The sequence below is a fragment of the Paramuribaculum intestinale genome (assembly GCF_030759015.1).
Taxonomy (GTDB): domain Bacteria; phylum Bacteroidota; class Bacteroidia; order Bacteroidales; family Muribaculaceae; genus Paramuribaculum; species Paramuribaculum intestinale.
Window position 1 is genome coordinate 1011756 of record NZ_CP098825.1, and the last position, 16488, is coordinate 1028243.

Annotated in this window: 13 protein-coding genes, 1 tRNA gene and 1 pseudogene; 11 read left to right on the top strand and 4 right to left on the bottom strand. The window is 48.1% G+C overall.

Going from position 1 to position 16488, the window contains the following annotated elements:
- Positions 1-65 precede the first annotated feature (65 nt).
- Both NF347_RS04465 and NF347_RS04470 read right to left on the bottom strand, forming a co-directional pair.
- On the bottom strand, positions 66-989 hold the full coding sequence (locus tag NF347_RS04465) for a metallophosphoesterase (protein WP_107036775.1): 924 nt from the start codon (positions 987-989) through the stop codon (positions 66-68).
- Positions 990-1001: 12 nt separating this feature from the next.
- Positions 1002-3752, bottom strand: a complete 2751-nt coding sequence (locus NF347_RS04470; protein WP_107036774.1) for a TonB-dependent receptor — start codon at positions 3750-3752, stop codon at positions 1002-1004.
- Positions 3753-3918: 166 nt separating this feature from the next.
- Between NF347_RS04470 and NF347_RS04475 the strand changes: the two genes are divergently transcribed.
- The 10 genes and pseudogenes from NF347_RS04475 to NF347_RS04520 all read left to right on the top strand — a co-directional run bounded on the left by NF347_RS04475 (position 3919) and on the right by NF347_RS04520 (position 13283).
- Entirely contained in the window at positions 3919-4614 is a 696-nt protein-coding gene (locus NF347_RS04475) for a response regulator transcription factor (protein WP_107681720.1), read from the top strand.
- A complete protein-coding gene (locus NF347_RS04480) occupies positions 4598-6046 on the top strand; it encodes a sensor histidine kinase (RefSeq protein ID WP_107681721.1) in 1449 nt (482 codons plus the stop codon). The genes NF347_RS04475 and NF347_RS04480 overlap by 17 nt, the downstream gene beginning before the upstream one ends.
- Positions 6043-6489: a methylglyoxal synthase gene (locus tag NF347_RS04485; protein ID WP_107036771.1), complete on the top strand. Its 447-nt coding sequence runs from the start codon at positions 6043-6045 to the stop codon at positions 6487-6489. Before NF347_RS04480 ends, NF347_RS04485 begins: the two co-directional genes overlap by 4 nt.
- Positions 6490-6943: 454 nt before the next feature.
- The gene (locus NF347_RS04490) at positions 6944-9226 is read left to right on the top strand and encodes an inorganic phosphate transporter (protein ID WP_107036770.1); all 2283 of its coding nucleotides are present in this window, start codon (positions 6944-6946) and stop codon (positions 9224-9226) included.
- A 487-nt stretch (positions 9227-9713) separates the two neighbouring features.
- The gene (locus NF347_RS04495; protein ID WP_133165465.1) at positions 9714-10088 is read left to right on the top strand and encodes a hypothetical protein; all 375 of its coding nucleotides are present in this window, start codon (positions 9714-9716) and stop codon (positions 10086-10088) included.
- Between the two features lie 75 nt (positions 10089-10163).
- Positions 10164-10565, top strand: a pseudogene (locus NF347_RS04500) (hypothetical protein); the annotation flags it as partial.
- 143 nt (positions 10566-10708) lie between these two features.
- Positions 10709-11320 carry a TetR/AcrR family transcriptional regulator gene (locus tag NF347_RS04505; protein ID WP_065540271.1) on the top strand — a complete coding sequence of 204 codons (612 nt, stop codon included), beginning with the start codon at positions 10709-10711 and terminating at the stop codon, positions 11318-11320.
- A gap of 373 nt (positions 11321-11693) precedes the next feature.
- Entirely contained in the window at positions 11694-12065 is a 372-nt protein-coding gene (locus NF347_RS04510; protein ID WP_107037111.1) for an ISAon1 family transposase N-terminal region protein, read from the top strand.
- Positions 12040-13005: an ISAon1 family transposase gene (locus NF347_RS04515; protein WP_237613087.1), complete on the top strand. Its 966-nt coding sequence runs from the start codon at positions 12040-12042 to the stop codon at positions 13003-13005. The genes NF347_RS04510 and NF347_RS04515 overlap by 26 nt, the downstream gene beginning before the upstream one ends.
- Before the next feature lie 116 nt (positions 13006-13121).
- Positions 13122-13283: a transposase gene (locus NF347_RS04520; RefSeq protein WP_107037110.1), complete on the top strand. Its 162-nt coding sequence runs from the start codon at positions 13122-13124 to the stop codon at positions 13281-13283.
- Between the two features lie 146 nt (positions 13284-13429).
- On the opposite strand, the gene NF347_RS04525 is transcribed toward NF347_RS04520, so the two are convergent.
- A tRNA-Arg gene (locus NF347_RS04525) sits at positions 13430-13503 on the bottom strand.
- Between the two features lie 34 nt (positions 13504-13537).
- Positions 13538-14422 (bottom strand): 4-hydroxy-tetrahydrodipicolinate synthase, encoded by an 885-nt coding sequence (dapA, locus tag NF347_RS04530; protein ID WP_107036746.1) that lies wholly within the window; start codon positions 14420-14422, stop codon positions 13538-13540.
- 167 nt (positions 14423-14589) lie between these two features.
- Between dapA and NF347_RS04535 the strand changes: the two genes are divergently transcribed.
- A complete protein-coding gene (locus tag NF347_RS04535; protein WP_107036745.1) occupies positions 14590-16479 on the top strand; it encodes an NAD(+) synthase in 1890 nt (629 codons plus the stop codon).
- Positions 16480-16488: the final 9 nt, after the last annotated feature.

Consider the following 16488-nt stretch of genomic DNA (forward strand, 5'->3'; position numbering starts at 1 on the left):
TGAAAGAGCATGAAACGTATCTGATTTTTTGTAGTTATTTGTCAGAATATCACATAAGTCATGTGTTATTTGGTGCGGTTTACTATATGGACCGTTTTGCCATCCTTATCAAGCATATTCAGTCTGAGATTATTTTTATCGGCGGTTAGGACTGAAAATCCGGGAGAATCATTGCAGAAAACAGTGCCATCAATTTTTTGCGGAGTCCTCGTGAGGGAGCCGGATGTATTGACCACATAGTCGATTTTTGAATCTGGGCGGCGGATGTGCTGATAATTGTGAATATGACCGCAGATATACATATCTACATTGTGCTTACGTAGAATTGTATCGACTTTCTTCTGCATATCAGTTCGCTCAGATTCCGACTTATCGGTATAGGCATAGATGGGATGATGACCGACCACAACGATCCAGTCTTCCGTCGCCTCAGTCAAAGTCTTTTCGAGCCATTGCAACTGGGCTTCGGTATCCTGATTCACAGCATCGGGATATGTGTCGGTCTTTTTCCTGTATTTGTCAATCAAAGGAGTGGTGTCGAGAAATATCACCTTGACAGTTGTCCCGTCATCTTCAAAGGTCTTGGCGTAATATCTCGCAGGCATCTCCCAACGGCGGGATATGCCGGAATAGTCGATAACCGCCTGAGTGTTGCCGCGATATTCATGGTTGCCGCAGATAGGATACCAGTTCACCATAAGCTCCGGGTGGTCGTAGATAAGCTCATAGTTGGTCATCCACAAGGGGTCTGTCACACTCTCCACTCCGCCGTAGTGATGTGTGTCGCCAAGAGCAAGAATAGCATCGGGTCCTATTTGTTCTGCAATTCTGCCCATCGTCGCGGCAACAGGCTTCTGGTCATAGTGACCATTACGTCCGAGGTCTGACACTACCATAAGGTTCACATCGCCTTTGGCGATTTCAGTCTGGGCAATGGCTCCAAAAGAGGGGATGAGAGCCAAAGCCGCGATAAGTAATTTACGAATCATTGTTTTGTATTTTTAGAATGTTACTTTTACACCGCCGTTGAATTTCACTCCGTAATATTCCTGTTGCATCGTGTAGTCCTTGCTGCCTTGGTAATAGCGCAGAGGCTGGTTGAGAAGGTTGTTGCAGTCGGCATATACGGTTATTTTTGTTTTGCGCCCGAATGTGTAGCTGACGTTCAGGTCCAGATATTTCACGGCATCATAGTATCGGTCGTAGAATGAACTTGCGCCCATTTCGTCGATAAATGCCGAGGCATAGTTGAATGAGGCTCTTGCGGAGAAACCGCACTTGTCGAAATATAGCGAGAGATTAGCGGTATGTTCAGGGGAACCCGGCAGACTTAGACCTTTTTCGTTTTCACGACCCTCGAAATTGAAATCGGTGATGCGTGAACGTGTATAGGTATATGTTGCATAAAGTCCGAGGCATTTCATCGCCGGTGTGATGAAACTGAAATCGCGTTGCCATGCAAGCTCAACACCGAATATATTGGCATTGCCGCCGTTCTTCGGTTGAGTGAATTTCGTCCATAAATTCCCTTCGTATTCCTTGTTGTAGGCCACCTCGTCGACAATAAAGCCCTCAATGCGTTTATAGAACAGACCGGCAGACACAAGTCCTATCGACTTCCAGTAATATTCGGCATTGAGGTCTATGTTGTGTGATGTGGTTGCCTTCAGACCGGGGTTGCCCACCGTTATCTCATTGTCGCCGCGGCTTATTTTCATTCCCGGGACGAGTGCCGAATATTTTGGACGGGATATTGACTGGTTGTAGCCCGCACGGAACAGGAAATCCTTATTTATCTCCCATTTCAGAAGAAGCGATGGGAGGAAGTTTATGTAGCTTGAAGTTGCCGGCGCGGTTTTCGACACCTCTCCGGTCTCGTCGTCATAGATTCTGCCGATGTAACGCAAGTCGGTGTTCTCCACTCTCAATCCTCCCATAAACTGAAGATTGTCCGCGAGCCGTGAGTCGATGCGCATGTAACCGGAAGTGACATTCTCTCGGGCGTGGTAATTGCCCGCAAGTTCCTCAGCCACCTGTTCGCTCTCAAACTGATTTTTATCATCAAGATTCAGAAAGCCGAGAAAATATTTGTCAATGAATGTTCCCGCCTTGTATTTAGCCGAAGGCATAAAACGGTCTGTAGTCATATCGACAGTATGGGAGAAAGCATCCTTGTCAAAGGCCTTCTCATCAATGGGAGTGTATTCGTAGAAGTCTATCTCTTTGTTCTTGAACTTGCTGACGAATTTGAAGCCGAATTTGAGCTTTGCCCTGTCGCTGAGTTTTGTCTTGAAATCAAGAGCTGCCTTGAAGTCCTTCTCGACAATATCTTCCTGCTGCTGTGTCAGTTCCTTGAGTGAGAAATCATCATTGAGTGTAATAGTGGAGCCTTCCTCCGGAGTGGCAAGCGGCTCCCGCGGATTCGACAGATCAATACTGAACTTCTGTTTTTTCAGACGATAATCGATATAGCGCTCGTTAGGCCTTTCCTCGGAGGCTCTCGCATATCCTAATTTCCAGTCAATACCGAAAATGCCGAGACGGTTCTCGCCTCCGAGAGTGAAGTCCATGGTGCGTTGGCGTTCCAGACGGGCGTTGCGGTTGTCGGGCGTGCCACCTTTGGTCTGCACCCTGACATCGGCTTTCCCCTCCGGGGTCATGTCTTTCAGCGTCGTGCGATAGCGGTTTTCCCAGTCGTTGCGGTTGTTGAAGATACCTTTGAACCATATCTTGTTGTAGTCGTTGAACTTCCAGTCGAGCGACAACGAATAACTCTGACGCTCGCGGGTGACAAAATACTGCCTTATCTGATAGTCGTTGACATAGATTTTGCCGTCGTCATCTTTTTCCCATATAAATTCTGTATTATATGATCCGGCTGGCGCATTATTATAGGAGGCTGCAAGCATCACTCCGAAGCGGTCATTGAAGAAACGGTTACCGAGAGTGAGTCCGACATTCATCTGCGCCTTACGGCTTATCCAGTTGTAGCCTGTTCCCGCTACGGCTCCGACAGTAAATCTGTGTGGAGAATTTTTCGTAACGAGGTTGATAGAACCGCCGATGGCATCGCCGTCCTGATCCGGCATAAGTGTCTTGCTGACCTCTATTGTCTGAATCATATCGGACGGTATGAGGTCAAGCTGGACATTGCGAATGTCTCCCTCGGCCGATGGCAGTCTTGACCCGTTGATTGTCACTGAACTGAACTCAGCCGGAGTGCCGCGTACCTGACCGAAACGGGCCTCGCCCTGATCATACTGCACATTGATACCGCTTATACGTTTCAGAGCGTCTCCGATATTCGAGTCGGGGAATTTGCCAATCTGGTCGGCAGACACCACATTGGTTATATTGATATTGTTCTTCTGGGCATTTATGGCTCTTTGCTGCCCGGAGAAAACGCCGGTCACTACAACTTCATTCAGTTCCCGTGATGTATCCGACATTACAATGTCGTCAACCGTCGATTCTTCCGAAACCACGATTGTTTTACTGACCGGGAGAAAACCGATATAAGTTACTTTCAGATTATGATCCCCGGATGAAAGGTTGGCAAACGAGAAAAAGCCGTCGAGATCCGTAACCGCCGACAGCTTGTTGCTGTCAATGATAACCACCGCTCCCGGCAGCGGGTTCTTCTCATTGTCAAGGATGCGGCCTTTAAGTTGTCCGTATTTCGGACTGTCAGCCGCCATAATGGTCAGACTTGAAGCAAGCGCGACCAAAAAAGTTGACATTACTTTTTTCATTGTGATTGTTGTTTTGTTTCTGATTCACGTTGCAAAATTCGCCAACTAATATTTCATGGGTTTATCAGATTTGTTTAGATTTTATGAAATAAATTGTGTCATTAAACTTTTATTAAACTTTTGAGCATTAGGACAGTATTTGACCTATTATTAGTAATTTTGCAGCATGGAAACAAAAAAGAAGATACTTGTTGTCGACGATGAGGAGGCTTTGTGTGACGGCCTCGGATTCAATCTTGAAGCGGAAGGCTATCAGGTTGACATGGCGTATAGCGCGGAGGAGGCTCTTGCCCTCAACCTTGCCGCCTATGACCTGATACTCCTTGATATTATGATGGGGGAAATATCCGGGACTCAACTGGCACGCATAATGAAGTCGAATCCGGCAACTGCCTCCGTTCCCATCATATTCTGCACGGCCAAAGACACGGAGGAGGATATGATTGCCGGTCTCGACCTCGGAGCAGACGACTACATAATGAAGCCTTATTCTCTTAATGCCGTACTCGCTCGTGTTCGTACTGTGCTTCGCCGGACTGGGGCTTCTGTCGCACATGCCAAGACTGATTCTGACCTTGTTTCATACAAGGGGCTGGTTCTGTCTGCAAAAAACAGGACCTGCACGGTTGACGGAACGGAGGTGAAAATGCCTAAAAAGGAGTTTGAGATACTGCTCAAACTAATCTCCAACCGGGGGCAGGTTTTCACCCGCGCGGATTTGCTCAACGAGATATGGCCCGACGAGGTTGTGGTGCTTGACAGGGTTGTAGATGTGAACATAACCCGTATACGCCAGAAAATCGGCATCTACGGCAAGAATATTGTAACTCGCTCGGGCTACGGTTATGGGTTTATTGAATAAGTTCTCCTATCCGCAGCGGCTGTTCGTGTGGCTTCTTGGGTATTCCTTGCTGATGGTCGGTTGCTTTGTCGTGTTTCAGTATCACAGGGAAAAGGAATTCAAGGCGGAGGAGATTGACAAGCAACTACAGCTTATCAACACATATATCCTTACCGAACTTGGTGAAGGACACGATGTGCCGGATATCAGACTCGACGATTTCAAACCGTTTGACGATATCCGTGTCAGCGTGATTTCCGAGGACGGGCATATCATTTACGACAACACCCTTGATTCCCTTCCGAAAACCAATCATCTTGACCGACAGGAAATCCGAGACGCACTGCGGCTTGGGTCAGGCTATGCCGTAAGGCGCCACAGCGAGAGTACCGGCAACAATTATTTTTACTCGGCGAAAAAGAGCGATGACGGGAATATTGTCCGTACTGCGGTGCCGTATTCGGTTTCATTCAGAGGACTGTTGCAGGCCGATTATGGCTTTCTGTGGATTATGGGGATTATCACAATGGTGATGTGCGTACTTGGCTATTTCGCAACCCGAAGGGTCGGCCTCCACATAATCAGGCTGAACAGATTTGCGGAAAACGTAGAAAACGGTGCCCAGATTTCCGACACCGAACCGTTCCCCCATGACGAGCTTGGCGAGATTTCAAACCACATTGTCCGCCTTTATGCCCGTTTGCAACAGGCTGTCGCTGACAGGGACAGCGAACATCGCGCAGCCCTCCATGAACAGCTTGAAAAGGAACGCATCAAAAAGCAACTCACGAATAACATAAACCACGAACTGAAAACCCCGGTCGCATCAATCAGGGTCAGTGTGGAGACGATGCTGGCACACAGGAATATGAGCGATGAAAAGCAGATATTGTTCCTGCAACGTTGTCTTACAAACACAGAAAGGCTCCAAAGGCTTCTGACCGATGTCTCGCTCCTGACACGCATGGACGACGGAAGCGCCTCTATATTAAAAGAACAGGTTAATCTCACGGATATAATAAATGACGTGGTTGAGGACCGACAGATAATCGCCGCCACAAAGGGCATAAGGATTGAGAATTTTGTTTCTCATAACGTAATCATGGCCGGTAATGCTTCTCTGCTTGAGGCCGTTTTCAACAACCTTATAGACAATGCGATTGTTTATTGTGGAGGAACCAGAATAAAAATAGAATTAATCAGTATCGACAACGATAAAGTTGTAATTGCATTGTCCGACAACGGATGCGGCGTTCCTCCCGAACACCTGCCAAGACTGTTTGAAAGGTTCTATCGCATTGACAAGGGACGGTCACGAGCGGCCGGTGGCACCGGACTCGGGCTTTCGATAGTGAAAAACGCCGTGATTCTTCATGGCGGTGAAATCTCCGCCGAAACTCAATGCTCAGGCGGATTATTGTTCAAAATAATATTTTCAAGAAACTCAAAATGAAGACAAAACTGAAAATCGCGCTTGTAGCTCACGACCAACGCAAAGCCGATATGGTCGATTGGGTAAAATTCAACGCCCAATACCTTTCACAGCATGAGCTGGTATGTACCGGCACGACTGGAGGGCTTATAAAGAATGCTTTCTCAGAAGCAGGAATATATGCCCAAGTCGAATGTATGAACTCCGGACCGATGGGCGGTGATGCCGAAATAGCGGCAATGGTGGTAAGAAACGAAATTGATCTTGCCATATTCCTGATAGACGACCTCAATGCGCAGCCCCACGAGGCGGACATTCAGATGCTTTTGCGTCAATGTCGTCTCCACAACGTGCCGATTGCCTGCAACCGAATAAGTGCGGATCTGATGATTTCAAGCCGTCTGTGGTATGACCCGACGTATAAACCCATCGAACAGAGCTATATAAGGTTTGACCGCAATTAAGAGATTGTCTAAAATTCATATCACTTTGCTTTTGAGAGTCTTTCCAGCGTCTTTTTGTTTGCTCCCCGGTCATGTAGCTACGGCTACACTCCCTCATCACAAACAAAAATCCATCTGACAATCCTTCTCAAAATCCGTATTATATAAATTTAGCCAATCTCTATGAGAGTGTTTGAATTTCACTTCTATTCACTCAAAGAGGATTTTCGGAGAGATTCGCGTGAGTTGATGAGGGAGCGATGCGGGCATCGTGACCGATGAAACCTGACGCGAATCGCCCGAAAAGACCTTTGAGGGGATGGAAAGAAGTCCCTATATATTTCTTCGTGTTAAATTCAAACATACTCTAAATACTCTGTCAGTCCGGCAGTTTTAATAAATGGTTAAGGATTTTGAAATAATCATGAAATGTTTTCTTAGTTACTTTGCGGCAGAATAAGTAATTGAGATAACAATGGAAATACTGTTTCTTTGCGTAGTAATTTTTCTTTTCCTGCTGGCTGTGTTTGACCTGTCAGTAGGTGTGAGTAACGATGCTGTCAACTTCCTGAACTCGGCTATCGGGTCTAAGGCGGCATCATTCAAAAGAGTCCTGATTGTCGCTTCCATCGGTGTGTTCATCGGTGCGGCAATGAGCAACGGTATGATGGAGATTGCCCGGCACGGAATTTTCCGTCCCGAGCATTTTTCGTTCTATGACCTTATCTGCATCTTCATGGCGGTAATGGTCACGGACATCATCCTTCTCGACGTGTTCAACTCGCTGGGTATGCCGACATCGACAACCGTGTCAATGGTTTTCGAGCTGCTGGGAGCCACCTTTGTCGTTGCATTGATTAAAATGGCAGGAGGCATCGGTCTCGGTTTCGATGACTTGCTTAACACGGAGAAAGCCCTGTCGGTGATTCTCGGAATATTCCTGTCGGTGGCGATAGCCTTTTTCTTCGGAACGGTGGTGCAGTTCATATCCCGTATGGTGTTCTCGTTCAATTACCGAAGCAACCTGAAATGGAAGATAGGAATATTCGGAGGTATATGTGCAACTGCGATTGTTTACTTTCTTCTGATTAAAGGGGCTAAAGATCTTTCTTTCATGACCCCTGAACTGAAAGCGTGGATAAAAAACAATACTGCGCTGATCATACTGTCCTGTTTCGCAGTTTTTACAGTGCTGATGCAACTGCTCCATGTCTGCAAGGTTAATGTGCTGAAAGTAATTGTGCTGATGGGTACATTCTCGCTTGCCGTGGCATTCGCAGGTAATGACCTTGTGAACTTCATAGGTGTTCCCTTGAGCGGTCTGGCTTCATATCAGGATTTTATGGCTAACGGCGGAGGGGACTCCAAAGGTTTCCTTATGGATTCGCTCAACGGCCCGGCAAATACACCGATATATTTCCTCATCGGTGCCGGAGTCATAATGGTGGTGTCACTTGCAACGTCAAAAAAAGCCCGGAATGTGACCAAGACTGAAATCGGTCTCGGAAGCCAGCAGGGTGGCGATGAGATGTTTGGTTCTTCCCGCATTGCCCGGCGGCTGGTAAGATGGACCTTATCATTCCTTTCTTGGTTATGGCGTGTCACACCCGCGAAAGTACGCCGTTGGTTCAACCGTCGTTTTAATGTGGATGAGACCATTATGGATCAAGGTGCGGCTTTCGACCTCATACGCGGCTCTGTCAATCTGGTGCTTGCCGGAGCACTCATTGCCCTCGGCACCTCGCTGAAACTGCCCCTGTCAACCACTTTCGTAACATTTATGGTCGCTATGGGTACTTCTCTTGCCGACAGGGCATGGGGGCGTGAAAGTGCTGTGTTCCGCATCACCGGCGTGATTTCCGTAATCGGCGGTTGGTTTCTTACTGCGGGTGCGGCGTTTATCGGCGCAGGACTGATTGTTGCAGCAATGCACTATGGTGGTCAGTGGGTGATGCTTCTGTTGGCGGCTTTGACGATATTCATAATCATCAACAGCAACCGGAGGTTCAGAAAGAAGACAGAAGAAGATAACGGTGATGCACTGTTCCAGACTATAATATCCACTCAGGATCGGGAGCAGACATGGCCGTTGCTTATGATGTATATCACCGAGCAACAAGAGAAGTTCATGACCTATGCCGAGGAAAAATACCGGGATATAACATCGGCTTTCATAACTGAAAGTTCCGGGGTGCTGAGCAAAACGGAGTCAAGCCTCGCCCGCCAGAAAACCACGCTTAAAAACGCTCGTCGGAAGGAAACTCTGTGCCTGCGTCATTTGACACGCGAGATGGCGATAGAAAAAAGCACTTGGTTCTATCTCAGCAACAACTGCTGTATGGGCATACTTTACAACCTGCGCCGCATCAACGAGGTCTGCAAAGAGCATGTCGACAACAATTTCCTTCCTCTGCCTCCCAAATATATTACTGAATACGAGATGATACGGACACAAATAAGTACACTGTTCAATGATACCGTCAAACTTATGGAGAGCGGGGATACAGATACGATAAGCACTCTTCGCCAACACTGTGACGAGATAAAGGATACTGTTTCCGACACATATCATCGTGTGCATGACCAGCTCCGCGACGGAGACACATCGGCAATGGCTGTTCTGTATGTCTATGTCAATATGCTTCAGGAAACGCAGGAAATGGTATCGTCAATAAGGAAATATCTGCGGGCGTTTGCCAAGCTGCGCGACTCAGATTTCCGCACACGCCCTGCCAAAATCATGGTGCCCACAGTATAAAGTCTAAGTAAAAAGGATTGTACCAAAGGTTGAGATGGGAGTGCATGTCTCCCATCTTTTTTATGTCGTAATTGACTGATAGATTTTAATATTTGTCTAATATTTCCGATATAAACGTGAAATAAAAATGCGGTTACTTTGTATCGAAGAAATACTATAAATCATGTACGTTACAGTTCTCTCGATAATGGCTCTGGCCGGAATCATCGTTATGTTGCGACGGCATATACGCAGACACAAAATCAAGGAAATGTGTTGTATTATTCCCAATAGTCCTGTCGGAAAGTCTTGTTTGACCGTGACGATGCAGTCATGCGGTCCGATTATCGACAAAGCGCTGAAATGTCTTTCAAACAATGACAGTATAGCCGTTTGCAAGAATCATCGAATCGGGTCAGAAACCATTGACATAATCAGTGAGAAAGTCCGGAATTGTTCGGCGGACTCTGATGATACTATCGGCAGGACTGCGCTATATTGTGAATATATGCTTGAGGCTACGGACAAGATTGCCGAAACCACACGTCATCTTGTCACGTCCCCGGATGGCTATATACCTATCTCTTACAAATGTGAGATCGAAACAATTCGTGGAGGGATTGTCCGACTGTCTCAATTAGCTGACAGCATACTCAGTTCAAATGTTGATACAGTGAAGATTAATGGAGATGCGGGTTTGGAGAAAGGTTTTATCGAACACAGCATCGCCATACATTCCAAAGGGATGACCCATGAAGATTTTGATGAAGGAGCCCCCTCATATTCCTATCTGATGCTCTTGTATTATCTTCATTCCTTTATCAGTTCCTTTCTACAGGCAATCAAAAACATTAAAACAAGCAATAAACCAATGACAGCATGAAACGGATTTTAATTAGGGATATTCAGTTAATGGCTTGATTTTTCAAGCTGAAAATGGAGCGTGGTCGCCCTATGGCTGGAGAAGATACCCTCCACCATCGACCAGTACAAGGCAAAGAACGAGGTGCTGGAAAAGGAGATTCCGCAGTTGCAGGAGATAGCGGGCAAGGTGTGGAAAAAGGAGGACGAGCTGAAACAGTTGAAGTCCGAACTTGCCGCGCTTGACCGCAAGATCCAGCTGGAACTTGCGCCGCCTACGCCCGAAGTCGCCGAAAAGGAAAACGACGGGCAGGAGGTCAGACCGGATGCGGAAGGTGTACGGAACTTGCCGTCACAGCATACCGAGGAAGCTCCCCGGATTCGCAACCCAATGAATGAACGAAGTCCATCGGGCAATGAAATTGCCGACCATGTCATCATCGGACGTCCGGGTTTTCAGTTAAAGAATGAAAACCGCCCGAAAGGGATAAAGATATGACCCATGCCATTACAGACCGACCGCACTGTTATGCAGACGCGGTCGGTCTATCTGAATATGGAAGATTCTTCAGCGTTTCTTACCTGTATCTCAAGATAATGTCCTATCTTTGGAAGATAAATATCAATCAATTTAATTTTATCATGATAACCAACCGTGAAGAAGTGCTTGAAAACGCACTGCGCGTTTTCGCCAAGATGAATTATGAGAAGGCAAGTCAGGTAGAGATCGGAAAAGCCTGCGGGCTGACGAAAGCCGGGCTGGTGTACTATTATCCGATAAAGCTGGATCTTTTTGTTGCGGTTATAGATAAATATGTTTTCGGGATGCAGTCGGTGGCAAATAAGTTCCGTTTCAAGGCTGCCACCCTGTCGGAATTTATCGAACAATATATAAAAGGTGTGGAACAGACCATGCGGAAACTCATATCGCTTCTTGATGACGGCAACAATCCGGCAGGATGCAGCTTCAATTTCTATTATTACCATCTTATGATGCAGGTACGGCTTTATTATCCGGATGTGGAGGAAAAGATAGCAGGCATGTTCCGGCAGGACTACGAGTTTTGGAGAGCCGCCATACAGTCGGCAAAGGACACAGGGGAGATACGGCAGGATGTGGACATCGAGGACACAGCCATGCTGTTCCGGCAGGTGTTTTTCGGTCTGTCCTTTGAGCAGTCTTTTTTGAGGGGGCTTGACATACAACGGCTTGCAAGGGAACTGCGCTTCGTCTATTCGCTGTTAAAAGCCTGAAATGTTAAAATTCGAGCGGTTTTGTGTTTTCAGCCGCTTTTTTATGTGTTAAAAACAAACCAATCGGTTTGTTTTTCGGATTATTTCGCTAATTTTGGGGTCATGGAATCTATAGCCGGGAAATTATGGATAAGATACTAAAACAACGTGGCAGCATCGTCCGCGATAGCTCCGTAACTCGATTTTTGAGACTGTTTTTTAATTCAAAATTGTTCCACGGGTGTATTTGCCTGAAAATCAATAGATTAAAGTGTTAATACAATCGTTCCACGCCCCAATTTTCTAACATCAATTAACAAACCCTACCCACCTAAAAACGGGTCAAGCCGAAAGCACGGTGCATGAATTTTGAGAAAAGTGTTAAATTTGTGGCATGAAAACCGCAGATGCAATATGGATGTGCCTGCCCGAGGGCATGGACGAACTATTTGAAATGGTGCGCTTCGAGCGCACGGAACAGTCCTATGACATATGGCTTGACGAAAAGAAGAAACTGTCTGATGAAGACTATCGTAATCCAAATATCGTAGCGCGAGGCTATACGGATTATGTAACAATACAGGACTATCCGATGCGTGGACGGCCTGTATTTCTTCACATGCGCAAGAACAAGTGGTGGGACAGGCAGACCAACGAAATCTTCAGCTACAATCTCGAACTTCCCAACGAGGAAGGAACACGACTCAGCGCCGAGTTCGTGGCTTTTTTAAAAGACGAAGGTGGAGACGACAGCCCTGTCGATTAAACAGATAGCGCAGATGTACTGCGTCAACGGCAAACATTTTGCCGACTTGTACCGCAATAAGATAAGCGGTTACGCCGACTGGTGCGAACAGGAGCTTGGCTGTGGGTTCTATTTCAACGCCGATAATATCGGCCCTTACATGAGTCTTGATGAGACGTGTCTGAGCAACGGGGAGGTATGGACGTTCCTGACCAACAAGGACGGCCACGGAGGCAAGGGAACACTTGCGGCAGCCATTCCCGGAACAAAGAGTGACGAAATTATATCCATACTCATCGGAGCTATGGAGAAATCAATCAGACGCAGGGTCAAGGAAGTGACCTGCGATCTCTCGCCATCAATGATGCTCATAGCCGCAGAAGTGTTCTATAACGCCCATGTAGTCAACGACCGTTTTCATGTCCAACAGGTCTATAATGAGGCCGTTGACGAAATCCGCATTGACATTCGCCGACAGCTCATCGCAGAGGAAAACAACCGCAACAAGTCCGAACCGCCGGTAACGTACTCCAACGGAGAGACCATGCGCCAGATACTGGCCCGCAGCAAACACACTCTGATGATGTCGCAGAACAAATGGACTGACATACAGCGCCATCGTGTCAACATACTGTTCAAATACTATCCAATGTTGAAGGCTGCATACAGCCTTGCGATGGAGCTGCGCAAGATTTTCAACGCTAAAATCTCACCGACAAAAGCCATGGGGAGGATGAACAAGTGGTATGAAAAGGTAATGGCATTGGGTAACAACAACTTCCGCTCGGTAATCAAAACATTCAAGAACCACGCCCCAACAATCCTGAACTATTTCCGTCGTCGTGCGACCAATGCCTCTGCCGAGGCATTCAACTCTAAAGTCAAAATATTTCGCTCACAAATGCGTGGTGTCCGGGACCGCGACTTCTTCATCTTCCGATTAGTCAAACTCTACGCCTAAAAATTTAACACTTCTAATTGCCCAATTTAACATATGCACCGTGCTTTTCGGCTTGAGCCCGATTAGTCAAACTCTACGCCTAAAAATTTAACACTTCTAATTGCCCAATTTAACATATGCACCGTGCTTTCGGCTTGAGCCTGAACTACTTCCGTCATCATGCGACCAATGCCTCTGCCGAGGCATTCAACTCTAAAGTCAAAATATTTCGCTCACAAATGCGTGGTGTCCGAGACCGCGACTTCTTCATCTTCCGATTGGTCAAACTCTACGCTTAAAAATTTAACACTTCTAATTGCCCAATTTAACATATGCACCGTGCTTTCGGCTTGAGCCGATAAAAGAGCCTAAATTTCACTAATAGATACAAATAAAGCGTTGAGAATAAACTTTAATTAGCTTATTTTCAACACTTTATATTATGTGATCCGGATGCGACTCGAACGCATGACCGTCTGCTTAGAAGGCAGATGCTCTATCCAGCTGAGCTACCGGACCGATTGGCGTATTTACGGGCGCAAAGTTACAAAATTTAGTTGAGCGAGTCAAGCACTTTGCGTATCTTTTCGTAAGTAGTGATGCGCGTCGGAACAAGAGGAAGGCGTAACTCGTTCTCTATAAATCCCATAGCATGGAGCAGGCATTTCACGCCTGCGGGATTGCCGTCGACAAACAGCAGCGAGAACAGGTCGGTGAAGCGGTGGTGGATCATGCGGGCTGCATCGAAATCTCCTTCGAGCGCCAGACGTGTCATTTTGGCGAATTCTTTTGGAAAGGCGTTGCCTATCACTGAGATCACTCCTATAGCGCCGAGAGTGATCAGCGGAAAGGTGATGCCGTCATCGCCCGATATCACCGAGAAGCTGTCGGACTTGTGTTTGATTATATCGTCCATCTGGTTGATGTTGCCCGAAGCTTCTTTTATCGCCACTATGCCCGGATGGTCGGCGGCGAGCCGCAGGGTAGTGTCGGCGGTCATGTTGACGCCGGTACGTCCTGGAACGTTATACAGTATCACCGGCACAGGCGATGCCTTCGCTATGGCCGAATAGTGCTGGTAGATGCCCTCCTGAGATGGTTTGTTGTAGTAGGGGACTACCGACAGTATGGCGTCGAACTGCGAGCTGTCCACGCGCTCGGCCTCTTTGACAACGTCGGCGGTGCAGTTGCCGCCGCAGCCTACTACCAGGGGCACGCGACCTCCGACGTGGTCGGCCACGAATTGTTTTATGTCACGCCGCTCCTCGGGGCTGAGTGCCGGCGTCTCGGCCGTAGTGCCCAGCACCACAAGATAGTCTACCCCGTTTTTTATCTGATAGTCGAGCAGGCGTGCCAGCGCCTGATAATCGACTGATTTGTCTTTTTTGAACGGCGTGATAAGTGCCACGCCCATTCCTCTGAGGTTGATATGCGACATAGTGTCAGTGAAAGGATCTGTGTAAATGTTCACGCAAAATTACGGATTAATTGAGTAAACACAAAATCACCTCGATTTTTTAGCCATTTTTAGAATATGCGATAAAAGGCTTTTTGTAATTTTGCACGCGACAACATTTAACGTGCTAACAGAATACATAGATATATATGACCAACGGATTTTTCAGAGTTGCGGCCGTGGCGCCTCATGTCAGAGTGGCTGATGTCGATGCAAATGTCGATGTCATTATCCGCTATGCCGCGGAGCTTGACGCCAAGGGTGTAGAGGTGGTGGTGTTCCCGGAGTTGAGCATCACGGGTTATACATGCGGCGATCTGTTCCACACAGAGCTTCTGTTGCAGAAAGCGTTGGCCGGCCTGCGTCGTATCGAGGATTTCACTCGCGATAAGACTATTGATCTGATCGTCGGCCTGCCGGTGGCGTCGGAGGGCACAGTATTCAATTGTGCCGCCCACGTATCCAAAGGCGTGTCGACGATAATCCGCAAGACTTATATACCTAATTATAATGAATTCTACGAGCGCCGATGGTTTGCTCCGGCGCCCAACGATGAATACCAGCCTGTAATACTGACCCATGGAGTTTATATCGGCATGGAGATCTGCGAGGACCTGTGGGTCACTGTGCCGCCCTCCTGCTCGCTGGCCATGGCCGGAGCCGAGGTGATCTTCAATCTCTCGGCGTCCGACGAGCTTGTCGGCAAGCATGCTTCGTCGCTCACTCTCATCCGCCAGCAGTCGGCGCGTTGCAAAGCCGGTTATGTCTATGCGTCGGCGGGCAGGGGAGAGTCGTCGTCCGATGTTGTGTTCTCCGGCAAGGCCATTGTGGCCGAACAGGGACGCCTGCTTGTGGCAAACGACCGCTGGAACCCCGATGACAACTGCGTTATAGCCGACATCGATATTGAGGCTCTGCGCCACGACCGCATCCACAGTTCCACATTCGCCGACTGCGCGCGCCGGCACGGGCGTCAGGCGCCGAGGCTCACGGAAATCCCGCCCGAAAGTCCGTTTGACATGGATTACGGACTGACCTATCGCACCATCGATCCGCATCCGTTCGTGCCATCAGATCCGACAAGCCTTGCCGATACATGCGAGGAAGTGGATCATATTCTTGTGACGGCTCTCTCGCAGCGGCTGACGGCCATCGGATGTCGCCGGGCCGTTATCGGTATTTCAGGCGGCCTGGATTCTACGCTCGCACTTCTTATCACCGTGCGCACGTTCGACCGTCTGGGGTATGACCGCAGCGGCATAATCGGCATAACTATGCCCGGATTCGGCACCACCGACCGCACCTATACCAATGCACTTGAAATGATGCGCTGTCTTGGTATCACGATGAGGGAAATTCCTATTTCAACGGCTGTAATGCAGCATTTCGCCGACATCCGACATGATCCGCATGTGCATGATGCCGCCTATGAGAATGCACAGGCGAGAGAGCGCACACAGATACTGATGGACGTGGCCAATCAGGAAGAAGCAATAGTGATCGGCACCGGCGACATGTCGGAGATCGCTCTTGGATGGTGCACCTACAATGGCGACCAGATGTCGATGTATTCTATCAATGCCGGAGTACCGAAAACGCTGATCCGCAGCATCGTCAGCTGGTTCGCGTCGCAGGCGGAGCCTAAGCTCGCGGCCACGCTCGCCGACGTCGTTTCCACACCCATCAGCCCCGAACTGACTCCGGCCGACAGCGAGGGCGCCATCAAGCAGAAGACAGAGGATCTTGTCGGACCTTACGAGCTTCATGATTTCTTCCTGTTCTACTTCATCCGTTTCGGATTTTCGCCGCGGCGCATCTATTATCTTGCCATCAACGCATTCCGTAGCGCTTATGCCCCGGAAGTCATAATGCACTGGCTTCGCACGTTCTGCCGCAGATTCTTTACCCAGCAGTTCAAGCGTCAGGCCATGCCTGACGGCCCCAAAGTGGGCAGCGTAGGTCTGTCGCCTCGTGGCGACTGGCGCATGCCTTCCGACGCCACCGCAGCCATGTGGCTCCGGCAGCTCGACGAAATCTGAAAGAAAAAA